The organism is Streptomyces spectabilis (assembly GCF_008704795.1).
Lineage (GTDB): Bacteria > Actinomycetota > Actinomycetes > Streptomycetales > Streptomycetaceae > Streptomyces > Streptomyces spectabilis.
Genome location: NZ_CP023690.1, coordinates 8,510,397 through 8,526,124, shown reverse-complemented (window position 1 = coordinate 8,526,124; position 15,728 = coordinate 8,510,397). Strand labels below are relative to the sequence as shown.

Below are 15,728 nucleotides of genomic sequence, written 5' to 3'. Positions count from 1 at the left end.
TCGAAAACTGACCACCTTCGGGCTCAGCGCCCGCCGGTGCGGACCGCGCCCGCGCTCGCCGCCACGACCAGGGCGATCGCCGCGCACTGGAGCGGCGAGAGGCCCTGGTCGAGGACCAGATAGCCGGCGAGCGCGGCAAGCGCGGGCGACAGGCTCGTCAGGACCGCGAAGGTCGCCGCGGGCAGACGGCGCAGGGCCAGGAGCTCCAGCGCGTACGGGACGCCCGAGGACATCACCGCGATCGCCAGGCCGAGGGCGAGCACGCCCGGTTCGAGCAGCGTCCCGCCCGCGGCCCCGATGCCCAGCGGCAGGCTGACCAGCATGGCGACGGTCATCGCGATCGCCAGCGCGTCGAGGCGCGGGAAGCGGGCGCCCGCGCGGGCGCTGAACACGATGTACGCCGCCCACATCGCCCCGGCCCCCAGGGCGCAGGCCACGCCCACGGCGCCGAGCCGGCCGAACCCGCCCTGGCCCTGGCCCAGCAGAAACACGCCGGTCAGCGCGAGTCCCGCCCACAGCAGGCTGGCGGCGCGGCGCGAGGCGACGACCGAGAGCAGCAGTGGCCCGAGCACTTCGAGGGTCACCGCGGCGCCCAGCGGGATCCGGTCGATGGCCTGGTAGAAGAGGATGTTCATGCCGCCGAGCGCGAGGCCGTAGCCGACCGCCACCGCCCAGTCGGCGCGCGGGTGGCCGCGCAGCCGGGGCCGGGTGACGACGAGCAGCAGCACCGCCGCGAACGCCACCCGCAGCGCGACCGTGCCGAACGCCCCGGCGCGGGGGAACAGGAGCGCCGCGACGGCCGACCCGAACTGCACGGTCACCGCCCCGGCGAGCACCAGGCCGACACCGCCGAGGGTGCCGTGCCCGGCGGCGGCGTCGCGCAGGACCGCGGGCGTGGCGGCCGTGGCGGCCGTAGCGGGGGACGACGAGGCGGCCGTCGTCGGGGATGAAGTGTGCGCCGTGGAAGTCATGCGCCTCACGCTAGGGAGCCGCGCGCGCCACGTGAAATGCCTGTTTCACTGCGGTTATGCTCTGGAAGCATGACCATTGAGCTGCGGCATCTGCGCGCCTTCCTCGTCATCGCCGAGGAGGGCAACGTCACCCGCGCCGCGGCCCGGCTCCACGTGGGGCAGCCCGCCCTCTCCCGCACCCTGCGCCAGCTGGAGGACCACCTCGGCGCCCGGCTCGCCGACCGCTCCACCCATCACCTGGAGCTGACCGCCGAGGGCCGGACGTTCCGCGACAAGGCCACCGCCGCGCTCGCCGCCGTGGAGACCGCCCTCGACCCGGCAGGCCTGACGAGCTGGCCGCTGCGCCTCGGCCACACCTGGGCGGCGCTCGGCGACCACACCGTCGCGCTGGTGCGCCGCTGGGACGAGACGCGCCCGGGCGTCCCGCTGGAGCTGCTGCGCGTCGACGACCGCACGGCGGGCCTCACCCGGGGCGCGGTGGACGCGGCCCTGCTGCGCGGCGCGGTCGCCGCGCCCGGGCTCCGCACCGAGCTGCTGCGGATGGAGGAGCGGGTGGTGGTCATGGCGAAGGACAGCCCGCTGGCGGCGCTGCCCCGGCTCACCCTCGCGGACCTCGCGGACCGGCCGATCGCCCTCAACACCGTCTCCGGCACCACCACACCGGACCTGTGGCCGTCGGCCGCCGGGCCCGCCGCGACCGTCGAGGTGACCAACACCGACGAGTGGCTCATCGCCATCGCCGCGGGCCGCGCCGTGGGCGTCACCACCTCGGCCACGCCGGGCACCTACGCTCATCCCGCGCTCGTGTACCGGCCGCTCGCGGACGCCCCGCCGGTGCCCCTCGTGCTCGCCTGGCGCGAGGGCCTCGGCCACCCGGCCCTCGCGGACCTGGTGACCCTCGTCCACGAGGTCCTCGCGACCGGGGCGTGACCCGATCCTGTCGCTCCCTGGCCATCGGGCCGCTACTGAAGCCCTCTCCGCCCCTGCACGCTGGGGGTCGCGCCCCGGCGGCACCGGAGCGCGACAGCCGGAACATCCGCAGGACCGACCGCCGAAGAGGGCACCTCACCATGCACCAGGCCACCACCCCCACCACCATGCGCGCCGTCTCCCAGGACGCCGCCGGAGCACCGGACGTCCTCAAGCTCGTCACGGTGCGGCGACCGGATCCGGGCCGGGGCGAGATCCTGGTCCGGGTGCACGCGGCGGGAGTGAACCCGGCCGACTGGAAGACCCGCGCGCGGGGCGTGTTCGCGACCGGCGCGACGCCGCCCTTCACCCTCGGCTTCGACGTCTCCGGGGTGGTCGCGGCGGTCGGCCAGGGCGTGACGCTCTTCCGGCCGGGCGACGCGGTGTTCGGCATGCCGCGCTTCCCGCACCCGGCGGGCGCCTACGCCGAGTACGTCACGGCCCCGGCCCGGCACTTCGCGCCGCGCCCCGAGGGCCTGACCCACGTCCAGGCGGGTGCCCTGCCGCTGGCCGCGCTGACCGCGTGGCAGGCGCTCGTGGACACCGCGGACGTGCGGCCGGGGCAGCGCGTCCTGGTACACGCCGCCGCGGGCGGGGTCGGCCATCTGGCCGTGCAGATCGCCAAGGCGCGCGGCGCGCACGTCATCGGCACGGCCAGTGCCGCCAAGCACGAAGTGCTGCGCGCGCTCGGCGCCGACGAGCTGATCGACCACCGGGCCCAGGACTTCGCCGCGGTGCTCCGGGACGTCGACGTCGTCGTGGACGGCATCGGCGGGCCCCACTGGGCCCGGTCCCTGCGCACCCTGCGGCCGGGCGGCACCCTGGTCTCGCTCCTGCCGCCGGACGGCGACTTCCCCGTCGCGGAGGCCGAGGCGGCCGGGGTGCGGGCGGTGTTCATGCTCGTCGAGCCCGACCACGGCGGCCTGCGGGCGATCACCTCACTGGTCGAGGAGGGCCGGCTGCGCGTGCTCGTCGACGCGGTCCTGCCGCTCGAAGAGGCCGCCCGGGCGCATGTGTTGGGCGAGACCGGCCGCACCACCGGCAAGATCGTGCTCTCGGTCACCGACGCCTGATCGCACGCGCGGCCCGGACGTGATCAGGCGATGCAGGCCGGGCACAGCCCCCGGTAGGTGACCTCGGCCCCCGAGACCGCGAACCCGAACCGCTCCTCCGGCGGCAGGGAGGCCAGCGGGTCGCCGGTCGGACGGACGTCGCGGATGGTGCCGCAGCGGGAGCAGACCAAGTGCTGGTGCGGATGGTGGGCGTTGGGGTCGTAGCGCTTGGCGCGGCCGTCGGTGGAGACCTCCATGACCTCACCGAGGGAGACCATCTCGCCCAGCGTGTTGTAGACGGTCGCGCGGGAGATCTCCGGCAGTCTCTCGGCCGCGCGCGCGTGCACCTCGTCGGCCGTGAGGTGCACGTGGTCGCCGTCGAGGACCTCGGCGACGACGCGTCGCTGGGAGGTCACCCGCCAGCCACGCCCTCGCAGTCGCTCCAGCAGGTCGCTCATATGTCGGTTCACCTACTCGGTTCGGTGGAGTACCCGGAGTTTACGGCAGCGCTACTTGCTCCGAATGAATATGGATCAGGTGAGCTTCTTGACCTGGATCCCGTCCATCGTAGGATCGGTTCCCGACGATGGCCAAGGGCAGCCTCGCCCTGTTCCAAGGACGCGTCAGGGACAACCACCACAAGTCGTACGGAGAAGTCGCTGACGTCGATCACGCGGTCGGTGCGGCCCCTTCCACCGCCTGCAGTTCTTCGCGTTCCACGATTCGCCCAGACCGATCCGGAAGGATTCCCATGGCTGAGAACCCCGACGCAATCGTCACCGACCCGAAGACGGAGGAGACAAGCGGCGGCTGCCCGGTCGCGCACGGGCGCGCCCCGCACCCGACGCAGGGCGGCGGGAACCGCCAGTGGTGGCCGGAGCGGCTGAATCTGAAGATCCTCGCCAAGAACCCGGCCGTGGCGAACCCGATGGGTGAGGACTTCGACTACGCCGCGGCGTTCACCGCCCTGGACCTGCCGGCCGTGAAACGCGACATCGCCGAGGTCCTGACCACCTCGCAGGACTGGTGGCCCGCCGACTTCGGCAACTACGGCCCGCTGATGATCCGCATGGCCTGGCACAGCGCGGGCACGTACCGCATCAGCGACGGCCGCGGCGGGGCCGGTGCGGGCCAGCAGCGCTTCGCGCCGCTCAACAGCTGGCCGGACAACGCGAGCCTGGACAAGGCCCGTCGGCTGCTGTGGCCGGTGAAGAAGAAGTACGGCAAGAACATCTCCTGGGCCGACCTGATGGTCCTCACCGGCAACGTGGCCCTGGAGACGATGGGCTTCGAGACGTTCGGCTTCGCCGGCGGCCGCGAGGACGTGTGGGAGCCGGAGGAGGACGTCTACTGGGGCCCCGAGACCAACTGGCTCGACGACGCGCGCTACACCGGCGACCGCGAGCTGGAGAACCCGCTCGGCGCGGTCCAGATGGGCCTCATCTACGTCAACCCCGAGGGCCCCAACGGCAACCCCGACCCGGTCGCCGCGGCCCGCGACATCCGCGAGACGTTCCGCCGCATGGCGATGAACGACGAGGAGACCGTCGCCCTCATCGCCGGTGGCCACACCTTCGGCAAGACCCACGGCGCAGGGCCCGCGGACAACGTCGGCGACGACCCCGAGGCCGCGCCCATGGAGCAGCTCGGCCTCGGCTGGCGGAGCACGTACAACACGGGCGTGGGCAAGGACGCCATCACCTCGGGCCTGGAGGTCACCTGGACCGAGACGCCCACCCAGTGGAGCAACCTGTTCTTCAAGAACCTCTTCGAGTACGAGTACGAGCTCTCGAAGAGCCCGGCCGGTGCCCACCAGTGGGTGGCGAAGAACGCCCCCGAGATCATCCCGGACGCCTTCGACTCCTCGAAGAAGCACCGTCCGACGATGCTCACCACCGACCTCTCGCTGCGCTACGACCCGGTCTACGAGCCGATCTCGCGCCGCTTCTACCAGCACCCGGAGCAGTTCGCGGACGCCTTCGCCCGCGCCTGGTACAAGCTGACGCACCGTGACATGGGCCCGGTCGTGCGCTACCTCGGCCCGGAGGTCCCCTCCGAGGTGCTGCTGTGGCAGGACCCGCTGCCGGAGCGCACCGGGGAGAGCATCGACGCCGCGGACGCCGCCTCCCTCAAGGAGCGGATCCTGGCCTCGGACCTCACCGTCGCGCAGCTCGTCTCGGCGGCGTGGGCGTCGGCGTCCTCCTTCCGCGCCAGCGACAAGCGCGGCGGCGCCAACGGCGCCCGCGTCCGCCTGGAGCCGCAGCGCAACTGGGAGGTCAACAACCCGGACGACCTCGCGCAGGTGCTGCGCGCCTTGGAGGGCATCCAGGAGTCCTTCAACTCCGCCCAGTCGGGCGGCAAGCAGGTCTCCCTCGCCGACCTGATCGTCCTCGCGGGCAACGCGGCGGTCGAGCAGGCCGCCAAGGACGCGGGCGTCGCCGTCGAGGTGCCCTTCTCGCCGGGCCGGGTGGACGCGGCGCAGGAGCAGACGGACGTCGAGTCGTTCGCCGCCCTGGAGCCGGCCGCGGACGGCTTCCGCAACTACGTCGGCAAGGGCAACCGCCTTCCGGCCGAGTACCTGCTGATCGACAAGGCGAACCTGCTGAACCTCAGCGCCCCCGAGCTGACGGTCCTCGTCGGCGGCCTGCGCGTGCTCGGCGCGAACCACGCGCAGTCGAAGCACGGCGTCCTCACCGACCGGCCCGGCACGCTCACCAACGACTTCTTCGTCAACCTGCTCGACCTGGGCACGACGTGGAAGTCGACGTCCGAGGCCCAGGACACCTTCGAGGCCCGGGACGCGAGCGGCGCGGTCAAGTGGACCGGCACCCGCGCCGACCTGGTCTTCGGCTCGAACTCCGAGCTGCGCGCGGTCGCGGAGGTCTACGCGAGCGACGACGCCGAGGAGAAGTTCGTGAAGGACTTCGTCGCGGCGTGGGCCAAGGTCATGGACCTCGACCGGTTCGACCTCGTCTAGCCGTTCCCCGCTCCACCGTCCAGGCCGGGCCCGCACGGGCCCGGCCTGGACCTTTTGTGACCACGTACCGGTCGATGACCAGATGGTCGATCCCGGCCGCGCTCAGAAGTCGTCCGCGCTGCGCACGCGCTCCCGGATCCACACGCCCGCGGGCTTGAGGCGACTCGTGCCGGTCCAGGGGCCGTTCGCGGCACAGGTGCCGGTCTTGTAGACGGCGCCGGTGCGGTCGTCGTCGGAGAAGTTCCAGTTGACCCAGCTGATCTTCTTCGAGGCCATCAGGTCCAGGTACTTCTGCGACATGGCGAAGTCGTTCGAACCCTCGCCCGCGTAGTTCTGGGTGCCGAACTCCGTGACGAACACCGGGAGTTTGTCGGCCGCCCGCGAGAGCGTATTCAGATACTCCTCGCGGTGCGAGTCGGCGTAGAAGTGGAACGTGTACATGATGTTCCCGGCCTTCACCGGGTTGTTCACGACCTCCTTCTCGTCCGAGCCCTCCGACACGCCGAACGACGACCACGCGCGGGTGCCGACCAGGACGGGGGCATCGGCGTCGATGTTCCTGATCACCGGAATGATCTGCTCGGCATAGGACTTGACGCGCGACCAGCTCACCCCGCTCGGCTCGTTGGCTATCTCGTAGATGATGTTGTTCTTGCCCTTGTGGCGCTGGGCTATCTCGGTGAAGAAGGTCTTGGCGCGCGCCAGGTTGGCGTGCGGGTCACCGGGGTCGAGCATGTGCCAATCGACGATCACGTACATGCCGCGCGCGCTCGCCATGTCGATGAGCTTGTGGGCCAGGTCGGTGAACTTGCGCGGGTCGGAGGCGTATCCGCCCTCCTGCACGTACGTCGACACGCGCAGGACGTCGGCGTTCCAGTCACCGGCGAGGGCGTCGAGCGAGCCGCCGGTGAGGCAGTGCGCGTACCACTGGGTGCCGTGGCTGCTCAGCCCGCGCAGCTGGATGGCCTTGCCCCGCTGGTTGCAGAGCTTGGTGCCGCACACGGTGAGCTGGCCGTTGGCGGCGACGGGGGTCGCGGCGGCGGTGCGCGGCGCGGCGGGACCCGTGGCGGTGGCGGGCGCGGCGGCGGACACGAGGCCCGCCACGAGCGCGGCGGCGAGGGCGGCTGCTGAGCGAGTCGGTTTCATGGGGGGGACTCCAGGCCGTTGAAGGTTAGGAACCTTTCCTAACCATTGGATACCAGCGGCAGGAGCGACTCACAAGGTTCATGACAAAAGAGGGGCTCGGGGCCCGCGCCGGCCCAGGGCCTCCCCTACACTCCCCAGGCCGTGAACGCGCCCCAGTGGACAGGAGAGTCGAAGGGGTGCTTCCTCCTGCCCCGCGCGCGGGCCGCGTACCCCTCGCTGAGGGCCGCCAGGTGGCGGTGCGCCTCCGCGTACCGCTCCAGCTCGTCCCATGTGAGCCGGCGCAGCCAGCGGCGGGAGCGGCGCAGCGCCGGTACCGGGTCGTGGGTCTGGGCGAGCAGTTCGTAGAAGCGCGTCATCAGGACGGCCGTGGCCAGGTCGTCCACGAGCCACAGACTGCTGACGGCGCAGGCCGCGCCCGCCTGGAGGAAGGCGGCGGGGAGGCCGAGGAACTCGTCGGGGGTCTCGATGATGCCGTAGTGCCCCGACTGGCAGGCGCTGGCCACCGTGAGGCGGCACACGGGCAGTTGGTGCCGCACGAGGGTGTCCATGTCCAAGGGGCCGTCGGCGAGCGCGAGGGATCCGCCCCGGCTGTCGAATCCGGCGCTGCCGTGACAGCTGAGGTGCAGGTACGACGCCGTGGCGAGGTGGTCGAGCACCCAGGCCACGGTGGCGTCGGCCCCCACCGCGTGGCCGGTCTCGCCCCGGCCCGCGAACAGGTCGAGGATCTCGGCGAGTTCGCTGCGGCTGCCGGGCAGCGAGCCGTCGGGGTCGGCGACGGCCGCCAGGCGCGGCGGCGTCCGCGGCGGCCGCGCGGCCCGGGAGCGCGTGGCCTCGCGCACCGCGGCGGACGGCGAGAGCATCAGGGTGCCGACGTCGTCGAGCACGTCGTCCGTGCCCGCCCCCACCGGAAGGGCGTGCAGCGGCACCAGGCCGAGGAGGCCCGTCGGCACCACGACCGCCTCGTGCCGCGCGTCCTCGGTCAGGAGCGCCGCGAGCGGGCGTACGAGCGGTTCGAGGGCGGTCAGGCGGTCCAGGGCGGCGGGGAGCAGACGCCGGTACGTGGCCGTGGGGGCCTGCTGCACGAGCCACAGGCCCACCGCGTCGCCGTCCGGGTCGTCCATGTCCATCAGGAGCAGCCGGGCCAGGGTGGTGCTGGTGACCTCCGGCACGAGTACGGCCCGTACGGTGGGCCGGGTGCCGAGGACCGCGAGGACGTAGCTGCCCCAGGGGGAGTTCACCAGGTAGGCGAGCGGACGGCCGCCCGCGGCCCGGACGATGTCCCGCAGTTCGGTGGTGCGCAGGAAGTCCTCGAAGCCCGGGATCGCCTGGACGTCCTCGACGACCGCGCGCAGCTCGCGTTCGGCGCCGGCCTGCTCCCGGGTCGCGGGCGCCGCACCGTCGGGGTTCATCGGGGAGGGGCCCCCGACCGTGGACCGGTAGCGGGAGCGGGCCTGCCGGTAGCGGCGGGCCATGACGGGGTCGACGCGGTCGAGCTCCGCGAGGTCCGCGGCGCCCCGTCCGGCCACCACGGACAGCTCGCAGGCGAGGCCGCGTTCGAGCGCTTCCACCGCGCGCTCCGGGCGGCCCGCCCGCGCGAGCAGGAAGGCCGTCCAACGGGCGAGCCGGTCCACTTGGACGAGGACACCGCGGCGGCTGGCGACCGTGACCTGGGCGTCGTAGAGCACGCTCACGGCGGTCAGCATGTCCGACGCGACGTCGGCCGCCTCGGTCCAGCGCTGCGCCGACGCGTAGGTGGTGAGGAGTTCCCTGGCGATGCCGAGGTGCAGGGAGGGCGCGACCGCGGGCGGCGCGGCCGCCAGGGCCTCGCGGCGCAGCCGGGTGCTCCCCGCGTTGTCGGGCCCGTCGAGCAGGTCCCCGGCCTGGGCGAGGAGCCAGGCGATGCGGCCGGTGTCGAGCAGGCCGGGACGCCGCGCGGCGAGGTCGCGGGCCGCGGCCGCCGCCGCGCGGGCGCCCTCGGCGTCGGCGGGTTCGCGGGACAGCAGCAGATGGGCCAGGTTGCACTGCGTCTGCGACCACAGCACCGGATCGGCGTCGGGGTGCAGCAGGCGCAGCGCGTCGCGGTAGCAGCGCTCCGCCTCGCCCAGGTCGTCAGGACCGGCGCGACGGGACAGCACCAGGCCGAGGTTGGCCATGGAGTAGGCCCAGTTCACCGTGGAGCGCTCCGGGGACCGCTCGGTGAGCCCGGCCCTGATGTGGTCGATGCCGAGCGTGAGGTCTTCGGTGCCGCCGCCCGGCCGTTCCGCGAGCAGCAGCCCGTAGTTGGTCTGGATCCTGGCCCAGAACTCGGGGTGCTCGGCGCGGTCGAGTGCGCTCGCGCGCTCCAGCAGGACGCGGGCGGCCTCCCAGACCTCGTGCCGGTCGCCGTCGTCGCGCGCGTAGTGGGCGCTGGCGAGGTTGTTCGCCACCCGCACCCAGTCGAGGCTGCCCTCCGGCAGCAGGGCGAGGGCGCGTTCGAGGGCCTCGTACGCCTCGGAGAGGTCGGCGTCGAGCCCGGCGTGGACGGCGCCCATCAGGCGTTCGCCGAGCATGGCGGCGAGCGCGCTCTCCGTCTCCCGCTCGCCGAGGTCGGCCGCGAGCGCGAGGGCCTCGCGGACCAGCGGAACGCTCTCGGGGCCCGGGGCCTCGCAGGCCCTGGCGTACATGTCGCGCAGCTGGGTGCGCAGACCGCCGCCGAACCGGCTCAGGGACTCGAAGTACCGGTCCACCGCCACCTGCGCGGGCGTGCGGCCGTCGCACAGGCCGTCGAGCAGCTCCTGCCGCCGCTGGAGCACCGATTCCAGCGGGGTGCCGACCGCCGCGCGCAGCTCTTCGCGGCCGGCGTCCCGCACCCTCGTGTCCTCCGTCAGCTCCGGGTGGGTCCGCAGGAGCGCGGCCAGTTCGTCCGGCGGGCTCGTGAGCACCGCGCGCAGCAGGTCGTCCACCCGGGACTCGTCGCGATCCCCGGCGAGGAGCCGGAGGAAGACCTCGTAGTTGGCGACGGTCGGCGGCCCTTCCGGCTCCAGGTCGCGGCACGCCGCCTCGGGGTCGCCGAGGTCCCGTTCGACGTCGCGGGTCAGGACGAAGGGCAGCAGCCTGCGCGGCAGCGGAATGGCCTTGCCGGTGAAGACGTCGTCGTCGCGGAACGCCCCGGCCGCCGCTGCCTCCTCAAGGAGCGCCACGGCGAACTCCGGTGGCCCGTCCTGGAGTTCCGCCATGGAGGTCGCGTACAGCAGCGGCGCCGCCGCACCGGGGCGCAGGACGAGCAGCGGCGCCTCGACGTGCGCTCTCGTCCCGCATCCGGGGCAGTCCACCCAGGCCACGCCGGGGCCGGGCCCCTCAAGGACGTCGGCGCGCTCGCGGGCGTCGACGACGCGCCACACGGGGGCGCCGGACTCCCGGCCGCAGTTCTCGCAGCGCCACGTGTAGGACGCCCTCACCGAGACCGTCACCCCAGCCCCCCGCCCCTTGTCCCCTTTTGTTCACCTCGCCACGCACCCATTCTGGCGCGCGCCGCCGCCCGGCCGTGAGGGATCGCGCGAAAGCGCGGCGGAAGGGAAGGGGGCCTGGTATCCGGGCGCCGGCGGCTAGCCCCTGCGGCGCGCGAGCGCCTGGCGGACCACCTTGGCCAGGACGGCCGGGCGGAACAGCAGGGACGGCGGTGCCGTCATGTTCAGGACGCGGACGAACCGGGCCCACACGCCCGGGTCGTGGACGGCGAGCGCGAAGACCCGCTGGTTGTACCAGTGGGCGAAGCGCGCGGGCAGCGGCTGCTTGCCGGGGGCCCACATGAGGTCCGAGCTGCTGGCCATGGTCCACGGGACCTGGATGAGCCGGGCCGCGGCGCGCTGGTAGGCGCGGCTGAGGCCGTCGAGCCCCGATGCGTTCGCCCGGCGGTGGCGCAGCAGCCGGCCGAGCAGCTCCGCTTCGAGCGCGGCGACCGTCAGGCCCTGTCCGTACACGGGGTTGAACACGCAGACCGCGTCCCCGACCGCGACGAGCCGCTCGGGCCAGCGGGGGTTCTTGTGGTGCAGCCGCCACTCGTTGCCGGGGTTGGTGTAGCGGTGGATCTCGCCCTCCCTGGTGCCGCGCTTGATCTGCTCGGCGAGGCGCGGGTTGCCGAGGGAGCGGGCGAAGTCGAGGTAGCCCTCGTCGTCGGTGGGCGGCACGTGCCCGTCGACGCCGAACAGCGAGCACATCCAGCGGTGGTGCTCCACGGCGAGCACCACTCCGCCGCGCGGCACGCCGGGCGCGAAGGCCATCTGGTACGCGACGTCGAAGTCCTGCTCGTCCCCCGGCGGACGGGCGTAGCACGCGGACGTGTAGGTGATCTTCGCCTTGACGACGGTCCTGCCGGAGACCGGAAGGCGCGCCTCGGTGAGCCAGCGGTCGACGGACGTGGCGCGGCCGGAGGCGTCGACGACCAGGTCGGCGACGACGTCGGTGGGCCCGTCGGCACCACGGGCCCGGTAGCGGACCCGGTCGAGACGGCCCGGGGCACTGCCCGTCACCGTCTCGCAGGACGTCGCGGCGAGCAGCCGTACGGCGGGGAGCGCTGCCACGCGCTGCCGCAGCCGCCGCTCCAGCTCGTCGCGGGTGAAGGTCTGGATGGACACGCCGACCGGATCGGGCGGCGCGTAGCCGGTCGGCAGCAGGAAGCTGATGCGCTCGCCGTAGTCGAAGACGGGTGCGCCGAGACCGGCCAGTTCCGTCCTCAGGCCGGGGAACAGGTCCTCCAGGACGTCGCCGCCCTTGGCGAGGAGCGCGTGCGCGTGGTAGCCCTGCGGGACGCTCGGGTGCACCCCGCTGTCCGGCTCCACGGCGTCGCGCTCCAGGACGAGCACCTCGTCGAAGTGGTCGGCCAGGACCCGCGCGGTGACCAGACCCGCGTACCCGCCGCCGACGACCACCGCCCGGCTCCAACGGGTGTCCGACGGCAGACTGCGCTCGCTCTCGACCATGGCACGACCCGTTCCCCTCGGTGCGGCGGCTGAGCTGACACTCCATCCCGTGCCACCGGGGCGATCAAGACCGCCCGGGGAGCGCACGGAAGCACACGGCGCCACGCGCGCGGGGCCGGCCGGAATAGAGCACCCCCTCCCCCGCCTTGGCTTCAGACATGACTGACACGCCCTTCACCCCACGCGCCCTGCTCGCGGAGAGCCGGCTCGGCGTCCTCGCCACCATCAAGGCGGACGGCCGCCCCCAGCTCTCCCCCGTCATGCCCTACTACGACCGCGACGCCGACGTCCTCTACGTCTCGATGACCGAGGGCCGGGCCAAGACGGCGAACCTGCGCCGGGATCCGCGCGCCGCCCTGGAGGTCACCAGCGCCGACGGCCGGTCCTGGGCCACCGCCGAGGGCACCGTGACCCTCACGGGACCGGGCACCGACCCCCACGGGCCCGAGGTCGAGGCCCTGGTCCGCTACTACCGCGAGGCGGCGGGCGAGCACCCGGACTGGGACGAGTACCGCGCGGTGATGGTCGCCGACCGCAGGGTCCTCATGACGATGCCGGTCAGCCACGTGTACGGCGAGAAGCTCGGCTGACGGCGAGGAGACCCGTGTGGGCGAAGCCTTGCTAGGCGCACGCCCGGCGGCATAGCTTCACGCTGTCGCCGTGGTGTCGCGCCCGTCGCCCTCGTGTGCGCCACGGTCCCCCACAGGCCGGAGTCCCCCCATGACCGCCTCCCTTCCGCGCACCCCGGAAGCGCCCGTACTGGTCGGCCGGACGGCGGAGTTGCGCGCCTTGGCGGACGCGCTGGCGCACCCGCCGTCGGTGGCCCTGGTCGAGGGGGAGGCCGGGATCGGCAAGACCCGGCTGATCCGCGAGGCCCTGCGCCGCCGCGGCGGGCGCGGTCGCCGCGTCCTGGTGGGCAGTTGCCGCCCGCTGCGCGAGCCCTTCCCGTACGGGCCGGTCTTCGACCTGCTGCGCCGCCTGACGGACGGGCTGCCCGCCGCGCTCAGCCCGGTCTGCGGCGCGCTGCGCCCGTATCTGCCCGAACTCGCCGGGCGGCTGCCGCCCGCTCCCGAGCCGCTCGGCGATCCGCGGGTCCGGCGGCACCGCCTCTTCCGCGCCGTACGGGCGCTGCTCGACGCACTCGGCCCGGCCGTCCTCGTCGTGGAGGACCTGCACTGGGCCGACGACGCCACCCGGGACCTGCTGCGGTTCCTGGTGGACGACCCGCCGGACGCCCTCGCGGTGGTCCTCAGCTACCGCCGCGAGGAACTGCCGGGCGCCCGGCTGCCGTTGGGGCGGGCGTACCACCGACCACCGGGCACCACCGCGGTGGTGATCCCGCTGCGCCCCCTGGACGTGCCCGCCGTGCGCGCCATGTGCGCCGCCCTCACCGGAACGCCGGAGACCTCCGCGGCCCTGGCCGCCGAGCTGCACCGGCGGACCGCGGGCATCCCGTTCGTGGTGGAGGAGGTCGTCCGCGCGCTGCCGGAGACCGTACGCCGCGCGCCGCGCGCGGGCCGTGAGGCGCTGGACGGGATGACGGTGCCCACGCCGCTCCAGGAGGCGATCGCCGACCGCATGAGCGTGCTCTCCCCCGGGGCCACGGCGGCCGTGCACGCCGCCTGCGTGCTGCGCGTCCCCGCGGGCGAGGCGCTGATCGCGAACGTGACGCGCGGCACGGCCGGGCGGCCCGCCGCCGCCGGGGACTCGGCGGGCGTGCGCGAAGCGCTGCTCGCAGGTGTGCTGTACGAGTGGGGCGACGACCAGTACGCGCTCCGGCACGCCCTCGCCCAGCAGGCCGTCTACGCGAGCCTGCCGGGGCCCGACCGGCACCGCCTGCACCGGCAGGCGATGGGCGCCCTGGCGGCGCTTGACCCGCAGCCCCTGGTCCAGCTCGCGTACCACGCCCGCCGGGCCGGGGAGCTCGCGCGCTGGCAGCGGTACGGCGAGGCGGCCGCGGCATCGGCGCGCGAGACGGGCGATCTGGCCCTCGCCGTGGAGCTCCTGGAGGAGCTGCTCTCCGACGGCCGCCTGGGCCGGACGGCGTGCGGGCGCATCGCCGTCGACCTCAGCCGGGACGCGGTGGTCGGCCTGACCCACCGCAAGGCGACGGCGCTGCTCTGCCGCATCGTGCGCGACCAGCACCTGCCCGAGGGCCTGCGCGGCGAGATCCGGCTCCATCTGGGGCTTTTGCTCTACAACCAGGCCGGGCGGCACGAGGAGGGCCGGATCAACACCGAGTGGGCGATCAGGGAGTTGCGCCGCCGTCCCGCCCTCGCGGCCCGCGGCATGGCCGCCCTGGCGATGCCCGCCTGGGGCGACCACCCCTACCCCGTCTACGAGCGCTGGATCGAGCAGGCCGAGCGCCTCGCGGCCCGTGAGCCCGGCCCTTCGGTGTGCACCGCCGTGCGCGCCAACCACCTGGCGCTCGCCATGTACGTGGGCGACCCGGCGGTCTGGGAGCAGGCGGAGCTCCTCGTCGACGCCGCGGGGCCCGGCGGCGACCGCCGCCAAGTGGCCCGCGCCTGCGGCAACTTCGCCGACGCCGCGACCTGTCTGGGGCACTTCCGCGCGGCCCATCGCTTCCGCAGGCTGGGGCGGCGGCTCGCGGCCGAGTGCGGCGCCGCGTTCCTGTCGGGCATCGTGGAGGGCACCGCGCTGCGCCTGGACTGGTACGAGGGCCGCTGGCAGGGGCTCGACGAACGGGCCCGGCACGTCCTGGACACCATGCCGGGCGTCTCGGGCATCGCGGCCGACGCCCACCTCGTCCTCGGGCTGCTCGCCGCCGCGCGCGGCGAGTGGGACGAGGCCGCGGCCGAGCTGCGGGCCGCGGGGCTCGCCGCCCCGCACAACGCCCCGGCGCCGGTCCTCGCCACGGCTTCCGGTGCGATGGCCCGCCTCCTGGCGGCCCGCGGCGACGGCGCCGAGGCGCGGATCGAGGCCGAGCGCGGCCTCGCCAGGGTCCGCCGCAAGGGCATCTGGTCCTGGGCGGGCGACCTGGCGCCGATGGCGGTGACCACGCTGGTGCGCGGCGGCCGGCTGCCGGACGCGGAGCGCGTCACCGCCGAACTGGCCGACGGCATCGCGGGCCGGGACGCGCCCCTGGCGGCCGCCGCGCTCGTGGCCTGTCACGGCGTCCTGGCCGTCGGCCGCGGGCGCCACGAGGAGGCCGCCGCGGTCTTCGACACGGCCCGCACCGCGTACGCCGTCCTGCCGCTGCCCTACGCGGCCGCCCGCGCGGGCGAGGCGGCCGCGCGCTGCCGTCTCACCGCGGGCGACCGGGGCGCGGCGGACCAACTGGCGGCGGTGGCGGAGCGGTTCACCGACCTCGGCGCCACCCGCGACGCGGCCCGCTGCCGCCGGGTGCTGCGCGGCCACAACGTCCCGCTGCCGTCCCGGCGCGGGCGCCGCGGCTACGGCGACCAGCTCTCGCCCCGGGAGCGCGACGTCGCCCGGCTCGTCGCGCTCGGGCACACCAACCGGGAGATCGCCGACGTGCTGTTCCTCTCGCCGCGCACCGTCGAGCAGCACGTGGCCAAGGTGCTGCGCAAGCTCCGCGTCAGGTCACGGGCCGAGGTCCGGGCGCAAGGGCGCGTGATCGCGCCCTGACGGGCGCGTCGGCTCTCCCGGACCGGTCCGGGAGAGCCGACGCGCC

The 15,728-nt window shown here is 74.3% G+C and carries 10 protein-coding genes; 5 read left to right on the top strand and 5 right to left on the bottom strand.

The annotated features are described in order from the left end of the window. Nucleotides 1-23: 23 nt before the first annotated feature. Complete coding sequence (locus CP982_RS36290) at nucleotides 24-971, bottom strand: EamA family transporter (RefSeq protein WP_150514346.1); 948 nt, start codon at nucleotides 969-971, stop codon at nucleotides 24-26. Nucleotides 972-1,040: 69 nt separating this feature from the next. Here CP982_RS36290 and CP982_RS36285 point away from each other — a divergent pair, with 69 nt between their 5' ends. Together CP982_RS36285 and CP982_RS36280 are read left to right on the top strand one after the other, a co-directional pair. Next, nucleotides 1,041-1,901 carry a LysR family transcriptional regulator gene (locus CP982_RS36285; protein ID WP_150514345.1) on the top strand — a complete coding sequence of 287 codons (861 nt, stop codon included), beginning with the start codon at nucleotides 1,041-1,043 and terminating at the stop codon, nucleotides 1,899-1,901. Nucleotides 1,902-2,041: 140 nt separating this feature from the next. Next, nucleotides 2,042-3,013 carry an NADP-dependent oxidoreductase gene (locus CP982_RS36280; RefSeq protein WP_150514344.1) on the top strand — a complete coding sequence of 324 codons (972 nt, stop codon included), beginning with the start codon at nucleotides 2,042-2,044 and terminating at the stop codon, nucleotides 3,011-3,013. 23 nt (nucleotides 3,014-3,036) lie between these two features. Here CP982_RS36280 and CP982_RS36275 read toward each other — a convergent pair whose 3' ends face one another. Beyond that, nucleotides 3,037-3,450, bottom strand: a complete 414-nt coding sequence (locus CP982_RS36275) for a Fur family transcriptional regulator (protein ID WP_150514343.1) — start codon at nucleotides 3,448-3,450, stop codon at nucleotides 3,037-3,039. Nucleotides 3,451-3,743: 293 nt separating this feature from the next. Here CP982_RS36275 and katG point away from each other — a divergent pair, with 293 nt between their 5' ends. Beyond that, complete coding sequence (katG, locus tag CP982_RS36270) at nucleotides 3,744-5,969, top strand: catalase/peroxidase HPI (RefSeq protein WP_150514342.1); 2,226 nt, start codon at nucleotides 3,744-3,746, stop codon at nucleotides 5,967-5,969. Between the two features lie 102 nt (nucleotides 5,970-6,071). Here the strand turns inward: katG and CP982_RS36265 are convergent, their stop codons facing one another. The 3 genes from CP982_RS36265 to CP982_RS36255 form a co-directional block, all read right to left on the bottom strand. Continuing rightward, complete coding sequence (locus tag CP982_RS36265; RefSeq protein ID WP_150514341.1) at nucleotides 6,072-7,115, bottom strand: glycoside hydrolase family 5 protein; 1,044 nt, start codon at nucleotides 7,113-7,115, stop codon at nucleotides 6,072-6,074. Between the two features lie 125 nt (nucleotides 7,116-7,240). Beyond that, nucleotides 7,241-10,552, bottom strand: a complete 3,312-nt coding sequence (locus CP982_RS36260) for a CHAT domain-containing protein (RefSeq protein WP_229878997.1) — start codon at nucleotides 10,550-10,552, stop codon at nucleotides 7,241-7,243. A 147-nt stretch (nucleotides 10,553-10,699) separates the two neighbouring features. Continuing rightward, complete coding sequence (locus tag CP982_RS36255) at nucleotides 10,700-12,073, bottom strand: NAD(P)/FAD-dependent oxidoreductase (RefSeq protein ID WP_150514339.1); 1,374 nt, start codon at nucleotides 12,071-12,073, stop codon at nucleotides 10,700-10,702. Nucleotides 12,074-12,231: 158 nt separating this feature from the next. Between CP982_RS36255 and CP982_RS36250 the strand changes: the two genes are divergently transcribed. Both CP982_RS36250 and CP982_RS36245 read left to right on the top strand, forming a co-directional pair. Next, on the top strand, nucleotides 12,232-12,663 hold the full coding sequence (locus CP982_RS36250) for a PPOX class F420-dependent oxidoreductase (RefSeq protein WP_150514338.1): 432 nt from the start codon (nucleotides 12,232-12,234) through the stop codon (nucleotides 12,661-12,663). 130 nt (nucleotides 12,664-12,793) lie between these two features. Then, nucleotides 12,794-15,682: an ATP-binding protein gene (locus CP982_RS36245; protein ID WP_150514337.1), complete on the top strand. Its 2,889-nt coding sequence runs from the start codon at nucleotides 12,794-12,796 to the stop codon at nucleotides 15,680-15,682. Nucleotides 15,683-15,728 lie beyond the last annotated feature (46 nt).